The sequence below is a fragment of the Marinobacter psychrophilus genome (genome assembly GCF_001043175.1).
GTDB classification, from domain to species: Bacteria; Pseudomonadota; Gammaproteobacteria; order Pseudomonadales; family Oleiphilaceae; genus Marinobacter; species Marinobacter psychrophilus.
In genome coordinates, this window is the sequence record NZ_CP011494.1 from 1,065,228 (window position 1) to 1,081,863 (window position 16,636).

14 protein-coding genes are annotated in these 16,636 nt (G+C 54.6%); 11 read left to right on the forward strand and 3 right to left on the reverse strand.

What is annotated here, in order from left to right; translation table 11 throughout:
* Positions 1 to 89: 89 nt before the first annotated feature.
* Both ABA45_RS04820 and ABA45_RS04825 read right to left on the reverse strand, forming a co-directional pair.
* A complete protein-coding gene (locus ABA45_RS04820; RefSeq protein WP_014870236.1) occupies positions 90 to 1,370 on the reverse strand; it encodes an HlyC/CorC family transporter in 1,281 nt (426 codons plus the stop codon).
* A 96-nt stretch (positions 1,371 to 1,466) separates the two neighbouring features.
* A complete protein-coding gene (locus tag ABA45_RS04825; RefSeq protein ID WP_048384537.1) occupies positions 1,467 to 2,276 on the reverse strand; it encodes a cytochrome C assembly family protein in 810 nt (269 codons plus the stop codon).
* A gap of 192 nt (positions 2,277 to 2,468) precedes the next feature.
* On the opposite strand from ABA45_RS04825, the gene ffh reads away from it, so the two are divergent.
* The 10 genes from ffh to recJ all read left to right on the forward strand — a co-directional run bounded on the left by ffh (position 2,469) and on the right by recJ (position 12,389).
* A complete protein-coding gene (gene ffh, locus ABA45_RS04830) occupies positions 2,469 to 3,854 on the forward strand; it encodes a signal recognition particle protein (RefSeq protein ID WP_048384538.1) in 1,386 nt (461 codons plus the stop codon).
* 162 nt (positions 3,855 to 4,016) lie between these two features.
* Positions 4,017 to 4,256 (forward strand): 30S ribosomal protein S16, encoded by a 240-nt coding sequence (gene rpsP / locus ABA45_RS04835; protein WP_014870239.1) that lies wholly within the window; start codon positions 4,017 to 4,019, stop codon positions 4,254 to 4,256.
* Between the two features lie 50 nt (positions 4,257 to 4,306).
* Positions 4,307 to 4,834 carry a ribosome maturation factor RimM gene (rimM, locus tag ABA45_RS04840; protein ID WP_048384539.1) on the forward strand — a complete coding sequence of 176 codons (528 nt, stop codon included), beginning with the start codon at positions 4,307 to 4,309 and terminating at the stop codon, positions 4,832 to 4,834.
* A 1-nt stretch (position 4,835) separates the two neighbouring features.
* Positions 4,836 to 5,594, forward strand: a complete 759-nt coding sequence (gene trmD / locus ABA45_RS04845; RefSeq protein ID WP_048384540.1) for a tRNA (guanosine(37)-N1)-methyltransferase TrmD — start codon at positions 4,836 to 4,838, stop codon at positions 5,592 to 5,594.
* A 25-nt stretch (positions 5,595 to 5,619) separates the two neighbouring features.
* The gene (rplS, locus tag ABA45_RS04850) at positions 5,620 to 5,976 is read left to right on the forward strand and encodes a 50S ribosomal protein L19 (RefSeq protein WP_014870242.1); all 357 of its coding nucleotides are present in this window, start codon (positions 5,620 to 5,622) and stop codon (positions 5,974 to 5,976) included.
* A 13-nt stretch (positions 5,977 to 5,989) separates the two neighbouring features.
* Positions 5,990 to 6,934: a site-specific tyrosine recombinase XerD gene (xerD, locus tag ABA45_RS04855; RefSeq protein WP_048384541.1), complete on the forward strand. Its 945-nt coding sequence runs from the start codon at positions 5,990 to 5,992 to the stop codon at positions 6,932 to 6,934.
* Between the two features lie 141 nt (positions 6,935 to 7,075).
* The gene (locus ABA45_RS04860; RefSeq protein ID WP_048384542.1) at positions 7,076 to 7,825 is read left to right on the forward strand and encodes a thioredoxin fold domain-containing protein; all 750 of its coding nucleotides are present in this window, start codon (positions 7,076 to 7,078) and stop codon (positions 7,823 to 7,825) included.
* Between the two features lie 113 nt (positions 7,826 to 7,938).
* Positions 7,939 to 9,240: a homoserine dehydrogenase gene (locus tag ABA45_RS04865; protein WP_048384543.1), complete on the forward strand. Its 1,302-nt coding sequence runs from the start codon at positions 7,939 to 7,941 to the stop codon at positions 9,238 to 9,240.
* A gap of 12 nt (positions 9,241 to 9,252) precedes the next feature.
* Positions 9,253 to 10,653 (forward strand): threonine synthase, encoded by a 1,401-nt coding sequence (gene thrC / locus ABA45_RS04870; protein ID WP_048384544.1) that lies wholly within the window; start codon positions 9,253 to 9,255, stop codon positions 10,651 to 10,653.
* A gap of 5 nt (positions 10,654 to 10,658) precedes the next feature.
* The gene (gene recJ / locus ABA45_RS04875) at positions 10,659 to 12,389 is read left to right on the forward strand and encodes a single-stranded-DNA-specific exonuclease RecJ (RefSeq protein ID WP_048384545.1); all 1,731 of its coding nucleotides are present in this window, start codon (positions 10,659 to 10,661) and stop codon (positions 12,387 to 12,389) included.
* A 133-nt stretch (positions 12,390 to 12,522) separates the two neighbouring features.
* On the opposite strand, the gene ABA45_RS19555 is transcribed toward recJ, so the two are convergent.
* A complete protein-coding gene (locus ABA45_RS19555) occupies positions 12,523 to 14,373 on the reverse strand; it encodes a flagellin N-terminal helical domain-containing protein (protein WP_048384546.1) in 1,851 nt (616 codons plus the stop codon).
* A gap of 396 nt (positions 14,374 to 14,769) precedes the next feature.
* On the opposite strand from ABA45_RS19555, the gene ABA45_RS19665 reads away from it, so the two are divergent.
* Entirely contained in the window at positions 14,770 to 16,617 is a 1,848-nt protein-coding gene (locus ABA45_RS19665; protein ID WP_048384547.1) for a flagellin N-terminal helical domain-containing protein, read from the forward strand.
* The last annotated feature ends 19 nt before the right edge of the window (positions 16,618 to 16,636 follow it).

Genomic DNA, 16,636 nt, shown 5'->3' on the forward strand with positions numbered 1-16,636 from the left:
GTTGAACTCTTTTTATACGTTTGCTTTTTAGTTTTCACGACGAACTCACAAAATTAGGCACTATACGGTCACAAATGCTGGCGTGATATTCAGCGGCCAAGCCCGCGTTTCTTGCGTTTTTTTGGATGCACAATGGCCGCTTTTACAACGTTATCTTTAATCTGTAGTACTTCAACTCGATGCCCGCCAACTCTCAGGCACACGTTGCTGTCGGGAATGTTCTCCAGAGTTTCGGTAATTAACCCGTTTAGAGTTTTAGGGCCATCTATTGGCAATTTCCAAGACAAACTTTTGTTAATTACCCGCAGCGAAGCTGTGCCGTCAATAATATAGGTGCCATTATCTTGGGGAATAATATCTGGGCTGGTGGATGCATAATCGGTGGTGAATTCGCCCACAATTTCTTCAAGAATGTCTTCCAGCGTGGCCAAGCCCAGCACTTCTCCGTATTCGTCTACGACAATGCCAAAGCGGCGACGGCCTTTCTGAAAATTAATCAGCTGGGTGTTCAATGGTGTGCTTTCCGGAACAAAGTAAGGCTCGGTACACAGCTGTGCAATCATATCTTTGTTCAAGTCGTCTTTTTGCAGCAATTTGGTGGTATTACGCAAATGCAGAATGCCTTGAATGTCATTTATATCGCCTTTGTAAACCGGTAAGCGGGTGTGCTGGCTGTTGCGTAACAAGCGCAGGATGCTGTCCAGGTCGTCATCCAGGTCAATCCCGACGACTTCGTTGCGGGGCACCATAATGTCCGTCACGGTCACTTTTTCCAGGTCCAGTATGCTCACCAGCATATCTTTGTGCTTGGCTGGAATCAGCGCGCCGGCTTCGTTCACCAGAGTGCGCAGCTCCTCGCGGCTGAGGTGGTCGTTGGCAATGTCTTCCGGCGATACCCGCAGCAGCTTCAAAATGCCGCCGGTAAACAGGTTCACTGCCCATACCACCGGGTAGAGTATTTTTAGCAGCGGAGCTAGAACATAACTGGCAGGAAAGGCGATTTTTTCCGGAAACAGTGCGGCCAACGTTTTAGGCGTCACCTCCGCAAAAATCAGGATGACAATGGTGAGTAGCACGGTGGCTATGGCAATACCGGCGTCGCCCCAGATGCGTATGGCGATGACGGTGGCAATGGCCGAGGCAAAGATGTTGACGAAGTTGTTGCCAATCAAGATAACGCCGATCAGTTGATCGGTTCGCTGCAGAAGCCTGTGGGCGCGCTTGGCACCTTTGTGACCGGTTTGCGCCATGTGCTTCAGGCGATACCGGTTCAGCGACATCATTCCGGTTTCGGAGCTGGAAAAGAAGGCCGATAGTAAAATCAGTCCGGCTAGCGTAATAAACAGCGCGGTCAGCGATGTTTCGTTCAAGCGAGGAGTCCTTGTATTTGTCGAGAGCGTGGAAAGCGCAGAAAGTAAAGCGGCATAGCCAGCTTTGGCGGTGAGCGCATTATCGTACCAGTTACCCTATCTAAGGCCGTGATGGAAAATCAGTTCCAGCACCAGCTTGCTGCCATAGAACGCTACCATTAATAGCGCGCAGCCTGCCAGTGTCCAGCGGCTAGCGGTTACTCCGCGCCAGCCTTTGGTGTGGCGGCCAATCAGCAAAGCCACAAACACCAGAAGCGAGAGTACCGAAAACAGAGTTTTGTGGGCAATGTCCTGGGCGAACAGGTCTTCCACAAAAAGAGCGCCGGTAACAATGGCTAGAATCAGTAGCACAACACCGGCCCACACCAGTTCGAACAGCACCGACTCCATGGTTTGCAGGGGGGGCAGGTTGCGCAACAGGCGGCTGTTGTAGTTGCTTTTAAGTTGGCGGTTCTGGACGGACAACAGCACAGCTTGAATGGCTGCCAGGCTGAACAGACTGTAAGCGGTTACTGACAGAGCGATGTGGGTAAGCATGCCGTAGCTGTGGTCTGGCACCAGCCGCGCCGGAGTGGGCGCTGTCAGCGCAACAATAATCGTCAAGCCGGCTAAAGGGTATACGCCCAATAGAAGGTTTTGCAGGGGTTTGGTAAGATTCAGGCCCAATAACAAAAATGTGATCAGCCAGGAGATAATCAGCGAGCTGCGCACAATACTGAAATCGAAGCCGCCATCATGATGCACAATCTGAGTGATTAGCAGTGCGTGGCCCACCAAAGCGAGCATGCCCACCAAAGTGGTCATTGCCAAGCTGCTTTGTACCCGGCCGCGGAAATGAAGAGCCTGCAGGGCCGTGCCAATGCTGTATAACAGAAGTGAGATAACCGCGAGAATCAGCGTTCCCATAAAGTGTTAATCCTGAGCTGCCCTATATGCCACTGTTCAGGCTGAGGTTTACGGCGCATTAAAGGTGATTTCACTGAGCTGGTCGTTTCGGGAAGATAGTTTGGTTATAATGTGCCAATTATGCAACCGGAATCAACAGGCCCCGGGGCCTGATTATTCCTGAATACTCTTATCCGGGTACGGAAGAACCGCATGTTTGAAAATCTACAGGACCGACTCTCCGGCAGTTTGCGCAAAATCACGGGTCAGGCGCGGCTTACCGAAGACAATATCAAAGATACGCTGCGTGAAGTTCGAATGGCGCTGCTTGAAGCCGACGTTGCTTTACCAGTGGTTAAGGACTTCGTAGAGAGTGTCCGCCAGCGTGCCGTTGGCCAGGAGGTTCAGCGTAGCCTGACACCCGGCCAAGTATTTACAAAAGTGGTGCAGCAGGAGCTGGAGCGAGTGATGGGCGAGGCCAACACCGGCCTGAACCTGTCGGTGACCCCGCCTGCAGTCATCATGATGGCGGGCCTGCAGGGTGCTGGTAAAACCACCACCGTTGCCAAGCTTGCGCGATTCCTGAAAGAGCGCCAGAAGAAAAGCGTGATGGTGGTCAGTGCCGACATCTATCGCCCGGCCGCGATCAAACAGCTGGAAACCCTGGCGAACGAGGTAGGCGTAGAGTTCTTCCCCAGCTCCGCCGATCAAGATCCGGTAGCCATTGCTGAAGGCGCCATCAGCGCAGCGCGTAAAAAACACATTGATGTGGTGATACTGGATACCGCCGGTCGTCTTGCCATTGATGAAATGATGATGGGCGAAATCAGCCGCCTGCACGCCGCGGTAAAACCGATAGAAACCCTGTTCGTGGTCGACGCCATGACCGGGCAAGACGCCGCCAACACCGCCAAGGCTTTTAATGAAGCCCTGCCGCTGACCGGCGTGGTTCTCACCAAAACCGACGGCGATGCCCGCGGTGGTGCGGCCCTGTCGGTACGCCACATTACCGGCAAACCAATCAAGTTCCTGGGTGTGGGTGAAAAATCTGACGCTTTAGAGCCGTTCCATCCAGATCGCGTGGCGTCACGCATTCTGGGTATGGGCGATGTGCTCTCCCTCATAGAGGAAGCCGAGCGTAAGCTGGATCAGAGCAAAGCCGAGAAACTCACCAAAAAGATCAAGAAAGGCAAAAGTTTTGATCTTGAAGACTTCCGCGACCAGCTCCAGCAAATGAAAAGCATGGGCGGCATTGGAGGCTTGATGGACAAGCTGCCGGGCATGGGCCAGCTGGCCAAAGTAGCCCAAGAGCAGGTGAACGATAAGTCTATGGGGCAAATGGAAGCGATCATCTGTTCCATGACGCCCAAAGAGCGTCGTTACCCGGACACCGTTAATAACTCCCGCAAGCGCCGTATTGCCAACGGTTCCGGTTCGCAGATTCAAGATGTGAACCGGCTGCTGAAGCAGCACAAGCAAATGCAGAAGATGATGAAAAAATTCAGTAAGAAAGGCGGAATGGCCAACATGATGCGCGGTTTGGGTGGTATGATGCCGCCCGGCGGTGGAGGCGGTCAGCCTCCGTTTGGTCGTATGTAAAATGCCTTACGCCGAAAACAGTGAAACAACCGGTTTCGCTGTTTTCTTTGGCGCTCTTTTAGCATAGAATAGCGCCCCTTTCGAGTATGGGTCTTCATATCAGCCGCTCCTGGCTGCATTGAATCGTACAAAGTTCGTACAACAGAACAGGATATTGGTTAAATGGTAAAAATCCGTTTGGCTCGCGGCGGCTCTAAAAAGCGCCCGTTCTACCATCTGACAGTGACCGACAGCCGCAAAGCACGCGACAGTCGTTTTATTGAACGCGTCGGCTTCTTCAACCCGATTGCCCGTGGACAAGAAGAGCGTCTGCGCGTAGATCGTGAGCGCGTTGCGCACTGGATCGGCCAAGGCGCACAGCCTAGCGATCGTGTTGCCCAACTGCTGAAAACCGCGGATTAATCTATCAGAGAAATCTGAAGGTTAGCCTGACACACACCGGGGTGACACACATGGCAGAATCCTCGCAGGAAACTGTTATCGGCCGTATTACCGCGGTGTTTGGGATCAAGGGTTGGCTTAAAGTCTACTCTTTCACCGATCCCAGAGACGGAGTACTGAACTACCGCAACTGGACACTGGTTCAGGACGGCAAGCGTATTCCTGCCAAGCTTGAAGAGGGTCGCCGCCAAGGGCAGGGGATCGTCATCAGGCTGAAAGGTGTTGATGATCGTGATGTTGCCCAGCGTTACTGCGGGGCTGACATTCTTGTGCCAACCGAACAGTTAGCAGAGTTGCCTAAGGGCGATTATTACTGGTATCAGTTGGAAGGCCTCGAAGTATTCACGGTTGAAGATGAATGCCTGGGAATAATGCACCATATGCTGGAAACCGGCGCCAACGACGTATTGGTAGTGCAGGCAAGCCCTGCTTCTATTGATCAGCGCGAACGGCTAATTCCTTACTTGCCTGACGAAATCGTTATGCAGGTTGATTTAGTCAACAAGCGCATGGTGGTTGACTGGGATCCGGATTTTTAGGGTGTGGATTGGCGCTGTCAGTCTGTTCCCGGAAATGTTTGCAGCGGTCACAGATTATGGGATCACCAGCAGGGCCGTACGTGACGGGTTAATAACCTTTCACAGCTGGAACCCGCGGGATTTTACCCATGATCGTCATCGCACGGTAGACGACCGCCCCTACGGTGGCGGCCCCGGTATGCTGATGAAAATTCAGCCGCTACGGGATGCTATTCACGCTGCACGGCAAGCGGCTCCGGGCCCGGCCTGTGTGGTATATTTATCGCCTCAGGGTGAAACCCTGAATCAGTCGGTTGTGGAATCTCTGGCAGCAGAGCAGCGACTAATACTGGTGGCGGGCCGTTATGAAGGCGTGGATGAACGCCTGATTACGGCAGAAGTAGATCGTGAAGTGTCGCTGGGAGACTTTGTGCTTTCTGGTGGCGAACTGGCAGCCATGGCTGTGATTGATGCGGTTACGCGCCTCATCCCCGGAGCGCTGGGTCATGCGCAGTCGGCAGAGCAGGATTCGTTCGCCGACGGTTTACTGGATTGTCCGCACTATACCCGGCCCGAAGTGTATGAAGGTCAGGCGGTGCCGGACGTTTTGTTGGGCGGTCACCATGATCAGATCCGGCGTTGGCGGCTTAAACAGTCGTTGAGGCGAACCAGCGAGCGACGCCCCGACCTGCTTGAAAAGCGGGAGTTTTCGGAAGAAGAGCGCAAGCTGCTGGCAGAGATTTTAAACGAACCGTGTGCCTCTGAATCTTCAGGGCATTAAAAGATTGGGAATCAGGAGCATAACGATGAGCGGTAAGAACAACATCATCAATCAAATTGAAATAGAACAGATGACTAAGGACATTCCGCCGTTCGCGCCGGGTGATACCGTGGTCGTTCAGGTTCGCGTAACTGAAGGCACCCGTGAGCGTTTGCAGGCGTTTGAAGGCGTTGTAATCGGCAAGCGTAACCGTGGCATGAACTCTTCTTTCATTGTACGTAAGATTTCTTACGGCGTGGGCGTAGAACGTACATTCCAGAGTTTCTCCAAGCTGATTGAAAGCGTAACAGTGAAGCGTCGTGGCGTTGTGCGTCAGGCCAAACTGTACTACCTGCGCGACCTGTCTGGTAAGGCGGCACGTATCAAGGAAAAGCTGGGCTGATTGGCCTCTCGCCATGCTTAGTGTTAAAAAAGGCAGCCACGGCTGCCTTTTTTGCGTTTCGGCAGAAGACGACGCAATCATCGCACGCTTCTGCGACGCCATCTGGCTGGAAGATGGCCTTAGCGAAAAAACCCGCGAAGCCTATCGTAGCGACCTGGGCGGCCTGGCGCAGTGGCTTCAGGGCCAGCCCGGCACACCGTTTCTGATAGCCGCCCAGCGTGTTGATTTGTTGGCTTGGCTATCCAGCGGATTGGCAGACGGCGTGAAAGCCTCTACGGCAGCACGACGGTTGTCTGGCATTCGCCGCTTTTACCGCTATTTGCTCCGCGAAGGTTTGATACAAGAAGACCCAACCCTACGCATAGACAGTCCTAAGCTAACGCGGCCGCTTCCAGACACCCTCACCGAAGAGGAAGTTGACGCGCTGCTGACCGAGCCAAACCCCGAAGTACTTATAGAGCTGCGCGACAAAGCCATGCTGGAAATTCTGTACGGCTGCGGCTTACGGGTGACCGAATTAACGTCATTGCGGTTGGACCAGGTGAACTTGCGCCAAGGCGTGGTGCGCATTACCGGTAAAGGCGATAAAGATCGCCTGGTGCCCTTAGGCGAAGAGGCTATAGACTGGCTTCTGCGCTATATAAAAGAGGCGCGGCCGGAATTGCTAAAAGGTCACGCCTGTGACGACCTGTTCCCTGGTAACCGACCAAAAGCCATGACGCGCCAAACGTTCTGGCATCGCATCAAGCATTACGCTGCGCGCATCGGTATTCAAAAGCACCTGTCGCCGCACACCTTACGTCACGCCTTCGCAACCCACTTGCTCAATCACGGTGCGGATTTACGGGTGGTGCAAATGCTGCTGGGCCACGCGGATTTATCCACTACCCAGATATACACCCACGTGGCGCGTCAGCGCCTGCAGGAACTGCATCGGCAACATCACCCTCGAGGGTGAGAGTGTAGGTGAGAGTTCGGGTGAGACAGAAAGCAAGGATGAGGATGCTTGTTTTGCTGCTCTTTTACGTCAATTTTTTGCTACCCTAAGTTTGTGTTGAATTAACTCGGTCTGTTTTTTATCCACGTTGCGGACACCCATATGTTTTTTTCTATGCCTGTTATTTCCCGCTTTATTGCCGTTGCTCTGTTCAGTGGCTTACTGTTGCCAGCATTTGTTGCTGCAGCGGATATTGAAGAACGTATTACCCAGCGCCTGCAAACCGCCGTACCGGGCCTGCAGATAGAAAGCATGGCGCCGGCAAATGCGCCGGGCATATACGAGGTGCGCACCAACAGCGGTCAGATTGTGTACGCCACCGAAGATGCGGAATATCTGTTTATTGGCGACCTGGTCAAACTTGAAAGCGCCGGCTACGTTAACCTCACCGAACAGGCACGTACCAGCCAGCGCCGGCAAACTATTAACGAGCAAGCCAAAAATGGTGGCTTGATCCAGTTCGCCGCCAAAGGTGAACAAAAAGCAGTGATTGACGTGTTTACCGACATCGATTGCGGTTATTGCCGCAAATTACACGGCGAAATGGATGAACTTAACAAACTGGGCATTACCGTGAATTACTTCGGTTTTCCCCGTTCCGGTCCGGGTACTGAATCCTTCCGCAAGTACGTGTCCGTGTGGTGCGCAAAAGATCCGCAAGCGGCTATGAACAAGGCCAAAAGCGGCGGCGCCGTCCCGTCCGCTAACTGCGCCAACCCGGTGGCTGAGCAATACAACCTGGGCCGACTGGTCGGCGTAACCGGTACCCCCGCTATCGTATTGGAAGATGGAACATTAATGCCGGGCTACGTGCCTGCCAAAACTCTGGCGCGCAGTTTGGGTATTCTTTAACTAATGTGCATTCTTTAGGGAATCAGCTGCCGCCAGGTCTTATTCCCCAAGCTGTGAGTGGGTATACTGTTTGGCCTTAATCATAAGCAGTCATCGTCATCAGAGGTAAAAGAGTGAAACAGGTCAGTGTCGGAATTTGCGGACTAGGAACCGTGGGCAGCGGAACCTTCAAGGTACTCACTCGCAACGCGGCGATCATTGCCGGCAGGTCAGGGTGCAACATCCAGATTACCCGCATCGCCAGCCGAACCCCCCGCACAGACATCGACCTGGGCGGGGTTCCCTTCAGCACTGATGTCTATGACGTGGTGAACGATCCTGCCATTGATATCGTGGTGGAAGTGATTGGCGGCTACGATGCCGCCAAAGAACTGGTGCTGACCGCGATCAAAAACGGCAAGCACGTAGTTACCGCCAACAAAGCATTGATAGCTGAGCACGGTACCGAAATTTTCGCTGCAGCTGAAAAAGCCGGCGTAATCGTGGCCTATGAGGCCGGCGTGGCCGGTGGTATTCCGGTTATCAAAGCCATTCGTGAAGGCCTGGCGGGCAACCGCATTGACTGGATTGCCGGCATTATGAATGGCACCGGTAACTTCATTCTGACCGAAATGCGCGCGGGTCGTGAATTCGCCGGCGTGTTGGAAGAGGCCAAGGCTTTGGGTTACGCCGAAGCCGACCCCACCTTTGACGTGGAAGGCATAGATGCGGCCCACAAGCTCACCATTCTGGCTTCGGCCGGTTTTGGTGTGCCGCTGCAGTTCAACAAAGCCTACACCGAAGGTATCTCCAAAATTACCCCTTACGACATCGCCCACGCCGAACAGCTGGGTTATCGCATCAAGCATCTGGGCATTGCCCGCCGCCGCGAAGAAGGCATAGAGCTGCGGGTTCACCCCACGCTGGTGCCCCAAGACCACTTGATTGCGCGGGTAGACGGCGTGCTCAACGCCATTTTGGTAGACGGCGATGCCGTAGGCCAAACCATGTACTACGGCCCTGGTGCCGGCGACGAAGCCACCGGTTCCGCCGTGGTTGCTGACATTATCGACGTTGCCCGCATCGTTGCGAGTGGCAGCAGCTTGCGCGTACCCTTCCTGGGCTTCGCACCGGAAGCGATGGAAAATCTGCCGGTACTGGAAATGGAAGACGTACAGTCGGCGTATTACCTGCGTATCTCCGCATTTGATCGCCCAGGTGTGCTGGCCGAAATCGCCACTATTTTGAGCGACAGCGGCATCAACATCGAATCCATCATGCAAAAAGAATTCGAAGTGAAAGACGGCCGCATCCCGGTCATTATCCTGACTCACACAGTGCAGGAACGGCAGATGAACGGTGCCATTGCAGAATTGGAAAACCTGCCAGACATAGACGGCAAGGTTGTTCGTATTCGCGCTGAAAACTTTAACTAATAGGGTGTCCACGTGAGATACATCAGCACGCGGGGTGACTCGCCCGCACTGGATTTTGAAGATGTTCTGCTGACCGGCCTGGCGCCAGACGGCGGTTTGTACGTGCCTGAAAGCCTGCCCCAGTTCAATCTGGAAGAAATCCGCAGCTGGCGTGGCCTAAGCTACAGCGAACTGGCGTTTAAGGTGATGTACCCGTTTGTCGAAGGCGCCATTCCCGCCGACGATTTCCGCACCATGCTGGATGACACCTACGGCGCGTTCGCTCACAAGGCCATTGCCCCGCTGGTTCAGATCGACAGCAACGAATGGGTGTTGGAGCTGTTTCACGGGCCGACCCTGGCGTTTAAAGACTTTGCACTGCAACTGCTGGGCCGCCTGCTGGATTACGTGCTGGAACGGCGTAAGCAGCACGTGGTGATTATGGGCGCTACCTCTGGTGATACCGGTTCGGCCGCCATCGAAGGCTGCCGCCGCTGCGAACACGTGGATATCTTTATTCTGCACCCCTACCAGCGCGTGTCCGAAGTACAGCGTCGGCAGATGACGACGGTGCAAGGTGATAATATTTACAACATTGCCGTGCGTGGTAATTTTGATGACTGCCAACGTATGGTGAAAGCCAGCTTTGGCGACCAGTCGTTTCTGGGTGGAAAAACCCAGCTGGCGGCGGTGAATTCCATCAACTGGGCCCGCATCATGGCCCAGATTGTGTATTATTTTCATGCTTCTCTGGCCCTCGGTGGGCCAGATCGCAGCATGGCGTTCTCGGTGCCCACCGGCAACTTTGGCGATATCTTTGCCGGTTACCTGGCGCGGAAAATGGGCCTACCCATTTCCCAGCTGGTGATTGCTACCAACCGTAACGACATACTGCATCGCTTTATGAGCGGCAACAAATACGAGCAGCAACATTTGGAGGCTACCCTTTCGCCAAGCATGGATATTATGGTGTCCAGCAACTTCGAGCGCCTGCTGTTTGATCTGCACGGCCGCGACGGTCACGCCGTGAAAACACTGCTGGAAGACGCCGCCAAAGGCCCGGTCAGCATCGACGACTTCCGTTGGAAGCAGGCCCGCAGTCTTTTTGACAGCAGTGCGATAGACGACAAAGACACCTGCGACACCATCCGCGACGTGTTCCAGCAGAACGCATATCTGTTAGACCCGCACACCGCCATTGGCGTGCGTGCCGCCCGCAACTGCCGCCGCGATGCCAGCATTCCGATGATTACCCTGGGCACCGCCCACCCGGCTAAATTTCCCGATGCGATAGCCGCATCTGGCGTGAGCGCTAAGCCCGAACTGCCGGCGCACATGGTCGATCTGTTCGAGCGCGAAGAGAAATACACCGTGCTGGACAACAACATCGCCGACGTTCAGGGCTTTATTGCCAAACATTGGAAAAACACCTGAGCGGCATGACTCCCAAAAAGATCCTGCGTCGGCCCCAGCCAGCCAATGTGCCCGGCTGGGGGCACGATTTGCCGCCCATATTACGCCGCCTGTACGCTGCCCGCGGTGTTACCTCCGACGACCAACTCAGCTACACGCTGCGCCACCTGGCTTCGCCGCTGAAAATGCGCGGTATGGATCGTGCCGTGGAATTGCTCGCCGACGCCATTGAAAAACAGCAGCGGGTGCTGATACTTGGGGATTTTGACGCCGACGGCGCCACCAGCACCGCCGTCGCTCTATTGGGCCTGGGCATGCTGGGCTTAAAGCACGTTGATTTTAAAGTGCCTAGCCGGTTTTCGGACGGCTACGGGTTAACCCCCGGCATTATTTATCGCTTGCAAGAAGACGGCCCGCTGCCAGATTTGATTGTAACGGTGGATAACGGCATAGCCGCCGTGGAAGGCGTTCGCGCCGCCCGCGAACTCGGCATGCTGGTGGTGGTCACCGATCACCACCTGGCGGGCGACGAACTGCCCCAGGCCGACGCCATTGTGAATCCCAACCAGCCTGGTTGTGAGTTCATCAGCAAAAACGCCGCCGGCGTAGGCGTGATGTTCTACGTGCTAACTGCCCTGCGCAAACACTTGCGCGAACAGGGCCGGTTGCCAGATCCCGAACCCAATCTGGGTACATTGCTGGACTTGGTAGCCTTGGGAACCGTGGCCGACGTCGTGCCGCTGGACCACAACAACCGCATATTTGTAGAACAGGGCCTGCGCCGCATACGCCAGGGCGAAACCCGCCCCGGTATACTGGCGTTGCTGGAAGTAGCAGGCCGTGACCATACCGCTATCAGCAGCAGCGATTTAGGCTTCGTAGTGGGCCCGCGCCTGAACGCCGCCGGCCGCCTGGACGACATGAGTGTGGGTATCGCCTGCCTGCTGTCGTCAAGCCCAGACGAAGCCCGCCGTTTGGCACAAGAGTTGGATACCTTTAACCGCGAACGCCGCACCATCGAAAAAGACATGAAAATCCAGGCCCAGGATTTGCTGGCGTCTATGTCGCTGGATTTGGAAGGCTTGCCCTGGGGCCTGGCGCTGTTCGACCCGGACTGGCACCAAGGCGTCATCGGCATACTGGCCGCCCGCATCCGTGAACAAACCAATCGCCCCACTGTTGCGTTCGCCTCAGATGAAAACGGCGAAGATATAAAAGGCTCCGCCCGCTCCATACCCGGCCTGCACATTCGCGATGCCTTGGCCGTAGTGGACGCCCGTCACCCAGGCCTGCTGAAGAAATACGGCGGCCACGCCATGGCCGCGGGCATGACTCTGGCCGCGGGCGATCTGGAAGCTTTTTCCAGCGCCTTCGACAAAGCCGTTCGCGACAAACTAACAGCAGGCGACCTGGAAGCCGCCATTACCACCGACGGCTCCCTAAGCGCCAGCGAACTAAACCTGGATACCGCCGCCCTGCTAAAACGCGCCGGCCCCTGGGGGCAGCACTTCCCCGAACCGCTATTTGATGGCGAATTCAGCGTCGTCAGCCAGCGCATCGTGGGTCAGAACCATCTAAAGCTGGTTCTGCAGCCTACCGAAGGTGGCAACATCATCGACGGCATAGCCTTCAACACTGGTTCCGAAGTGCCAGACTATACCCGCACGGGTGTGAGGGTAGTGTACAAACCAGACGCCAATACCTTCCGCGGCAGAACCAACTTGCAGCTGATGATCGATTATCTTGAGCCGTGCTGACCCGAAGGAAGGGGATAAAAAAAGGGGACAGATTTGAAATCTGTCCCCGCTCTGATCGCTCAATTCTGCGTACCCCCCCACGGGACAGATTTCAAATCTGTCCCGGCTTTACCTTTCCGTCTGCTTTGGGCGTTTAACCCTGCAGCAACTGAAGAACCTGCTGCGGCCGCGCATTAGCCTGGGCCAGAACCGACAGACCTGCTGACTGAAGTACCTGGGTGCGGGCCAGTTCCGCTGTTTCTGCTGCAAAATCCGCGTCGCGGATCCGGCTGTTAGCGGCTGACAGGTTCTCGGAGGTGGTACTCAGGTTGGCAATAGTGGACTCGAAGCGGTTCTGAAGGGCGCCCAGTTCGGCCCGGAAGCCGTTGATCTTGTCGAAGGCGTAATCGATAGCAACCAGGGTCTCTTCGGCGCCAGCTGCGGTGTCGATTGCCAGATCGTTCACGGAGACGGTGTTGTTTGCGGGTGTCGCATTCAGGACCTCGTTGATACGGGGTGTTATGCCATCCACGTCGAGAAGATTGGGGCTTGTAATCGAGACATCGTAGCTTTCACCAAACTGGGCGGAAAAAATAATACTTTCATTGGCAGCGTTCAGGTTGGCGCGAATGCCGGTCTCTACGGTCAGTGAGTTGATTTTCGCGACGATATCATTGAGTGACCGTGCCTCAATCTGAAACGCTGTTCCATCAACATCGACGTCAAACGTGACGCTGTTGCCGTTTTCAAAGCTTTCGGCGAGTGTCAGCTCTTCAGCGGCTGCCAGAGTGGTCACTGAACTGCCGACCGAGGCATCGGCTGTGCCGCCATCGCTGGCCGTGATACTGGCAAGATCGTAAGTAATGCTGGAATCGCTTTCGATCTGAATGAGAGTACCGTTATCTGCGGCGCCCAGATCCGTGCCCGCAGTGAAACCAGCGGCAGTTAATCCGGTCTGCACTGCAGCAGTAAGATCAGCTACCGTATTTCCCGCACCTGCGGCCAATGAGAAGCTTACGGTAGTTGTGGTGGCCGAATCATCAGTAACATCGAAGGACCCGGTTACTCCGGAGGCCAGGTCCAGAGCGCTTGGATCAAAGAGTGTGGCTGTAGACGTTGAACCTGAACCGTCAGCGGTGCTGACGTCCGATCCTGCAGCCGTGACTTGCGTCCCTGATGCATCCGAAATATCAATCGTTGCAGCAACTCCAGAGATGCCTGCATTCTTGAAAACAACAGAGTTGCCATCGTCAGAGACTTCGGCCGTCACGTCTGGCAAGTTGCCGTTCGAGGCAATTTCGCCGTTGATGGCTATCGCCAGCGCGCCGGCATCAGCGTAGGTCGCTGCAGCGACGTCAATGGTTTCGCCGCCAATAGTGGAGCTGACAGTGATGTTGCCAGAGAAATCAAGACCAGATACATCCAGCGATGTTTCGCCTGCATCCCCTGCACCCAGCGAAGACGAGGATAACCCAGCGGTCTGGGAGACAGTGGCCCCGATCTGGCTACCGCGGGCATCCAGCCCACTCACTCCAATGGTCTCGCCAGCATTGGCGCCAACCTGAAATGTTTGTGCGCCAAAGGTGCCATCGAGTATTTTGAGCCCGTTAAACGAGGTTTGGCCAGCAATGCGGTTAATCTCCGCAATTCGCTGTTGCACTTCCTGGTTCAGGGCCTGACGGTCTGACGTACTGTTAGTTGCGTTCGATGACTGGACTGACAACTCACGGATACGCTGCAGGTTGTTGGTTACTTCGTCCAGAGCACCTTCGGCCGTTTGCGCCAGGGAAATACCATCGTTGGCATTGCGCTGAGCCATGTTCAGGCCGGTAATCTGAGCCTGAAAACGGGTAGATATGGCGAGGCCCGCCGCGTCATCTTTGGCTGAGTTGATGCGTAGGCCGGAAGACAGCCGCTCCAGGGCAACGTTGCTGTCGCTCTGGGAGGTGTTCAAATTCCGCTGTGCGTTCAACGATGCGATGTTGGTATTAATGACTTGAGGCATTGTATGTCTCCCTGCTCTTGTGAAAGGCCGGAACAGGGTGAAACAAAAAAAAGAACCCCTGGCCAGCAAAATTCAGATAATTGCCGTTTGGTCTTAACTAATGCGAAAGCCATGCCAGAACGTGATTGCGGTTACCAGAGAGCTGTTTTTTAAGGGAAAGTGACAGAGGCGAGAGTTGTTACCCCGATTGTTGTGGCGAAATTTTGGCAAGAAGGCAGGCAGTGCCTTGCCGCTTTTTTGAGCAAGTTACATTCTTTTACAAAGTTTTTAGAAATCTGCCTAAAGGAACCGAGGGATGCGCCGTTAAGTGAAATAACAGGGCGGCGCTCCAAACCAAAAAAAGAACGCTAGTCCTCTTTCACGCAATAACGACTACACAGTCGTAGGAGATTCACCATGGCTCTCGGAATCAACACCAACGTCGCATCACTCAACGCCCAGAATCAGCTGAGCAAATCCCAAGGCATGAACGACCAGGCTCTGCAGCGTCTTTCTTCCGGCCTGCGCATTAACTCCGCTAAAGATGACGCGGCTGGTCTGGCGATCTCCACTCGTTTTCAATCCCAGATTTCTGGTTTGAACGTAGCAACCCGAAACGCGAACGACGGTATTTCTCTGGCGCAAACCGCTGAAGGCGCTCTGGACGAAATCACCAACAACCTGCAGCGTATTCGTGAGCTGTCGGTTCAGTCGGCCAACGCAACCAACAGTGATTCAGACCGCGATGCGCTGAACAACGAAGTGGATCAGCGTATTCAGGAAGTTAACCGCATTGCCAGCCAAACGTCTTTTAACGGCCTAAAAGTCCTTGATGGTACTTTCGGCACGCAGGCTTTTCAGGTGGGCGCTAACGCCGGTGAAACCATTTCAATTGATGGCCTGAACTCCAAGGGCAGTGAGTTGGGAGCCACAATTTCTCAGACCGCCGGGCTGTCCACATCTTCGCTGGGTGCAGGGGATGCAGGCGAAACATCGCTGGATGTATCTGGTCTTGATTTCTCTGGCAACATCACTGTCAGCTCCACTATTGGCGGCGAAACCATTGACGTCGCTGCAGCGACCTACGCTGATGCCGGCGCGCTGGCGATAGCCATCAACGGCGAAATTGCCTCGAACGGCAACTTGCCAGACGTGACGGCCGAAGTCTCTGACGATGGCAACTCTGTTGTTTTCAAGAATGCAGGCATCTCTGGAGTTGCTGCAACGATTGATATTTCGGATGCATCAGGGACGCAAGTCACGGCTGCAGGATCGGACGTCAGCACCGCTGACGGTTCAGGTTCAACGTCTACAGCCACACTCTTTGATCCAAGCGCTCTGGACCTGGCCTCCGGAGTAACCGGGTCCTTCGATGTTACTGATGATTCGGCCACCACAACTACCGTAAGCTTCTCATTGGCCGCAGGTGCGGGAAATACGGTAGCTGATCTTACTGCTGCAGTGCAGACCGGATTAACTGCCGCTGGTTTCACTGCGGGCACGGATCTGGGCGCCGCAGATAACGGTACTCTCATTCAGATCGAAAGCGATTCCAGCATTACTTACGATCTTGCCAGTATCACGGCCAGCGATGGCGGCACAGCCGATGCCTCGGTCGGCAGTTCAGTGACCACTCTGGCACCGGCTTTGGACCAAACCGTTGCCTCAAAATTTGAAGCAGGCGAGACCATTTCGTTCAGCCTCGATGTTGCGGGCACAGCTATCGAAGTAACTGACGCAAGTAATCTGCAGGATGTCGTTGCGCAGATTAACGGTGAAACGAAGAATACCGGTGTTTCAGGCTTTCTGAGCGCTGCCGGTGATGAGATTGTCTTTGCATCAGCAAAGGGTGAGAACTTTACGGCTTCTATTACTACTGATATAGACAATGATGCGACAACTGTTGAGGTTAACCAAAGCATCGATTCCTCCACCGACGTCAATGCGAACGTGTCGTTAAACAGCCTCGATATCAGTACTCGTGAAGGTTCTGACCAAGCGCTGGTGGCGATTGATTTTGCAATTGACCAAGTCAACCAGTTCCGTTCTGACCTGGGTGCGGTGCAAAACCGCTTTGAGTCCACCATCGCCAATTTGAGCACTTCAGTGGAAAACCTGTCAGCGGCCAACAGCCGTATTGTAGACGCTGATTTCGCCTCTGAAACTGCAGCTCTTGCCAAGTCTCAGGTACTGCAGCAGGCCGGTATCTCGGTTCTTGCTCAGGCTAACGCCCGTCCCCAGCAGGTTCTGTCGCTGCTTCAGTAAGCGACTAACGGATAAAGGC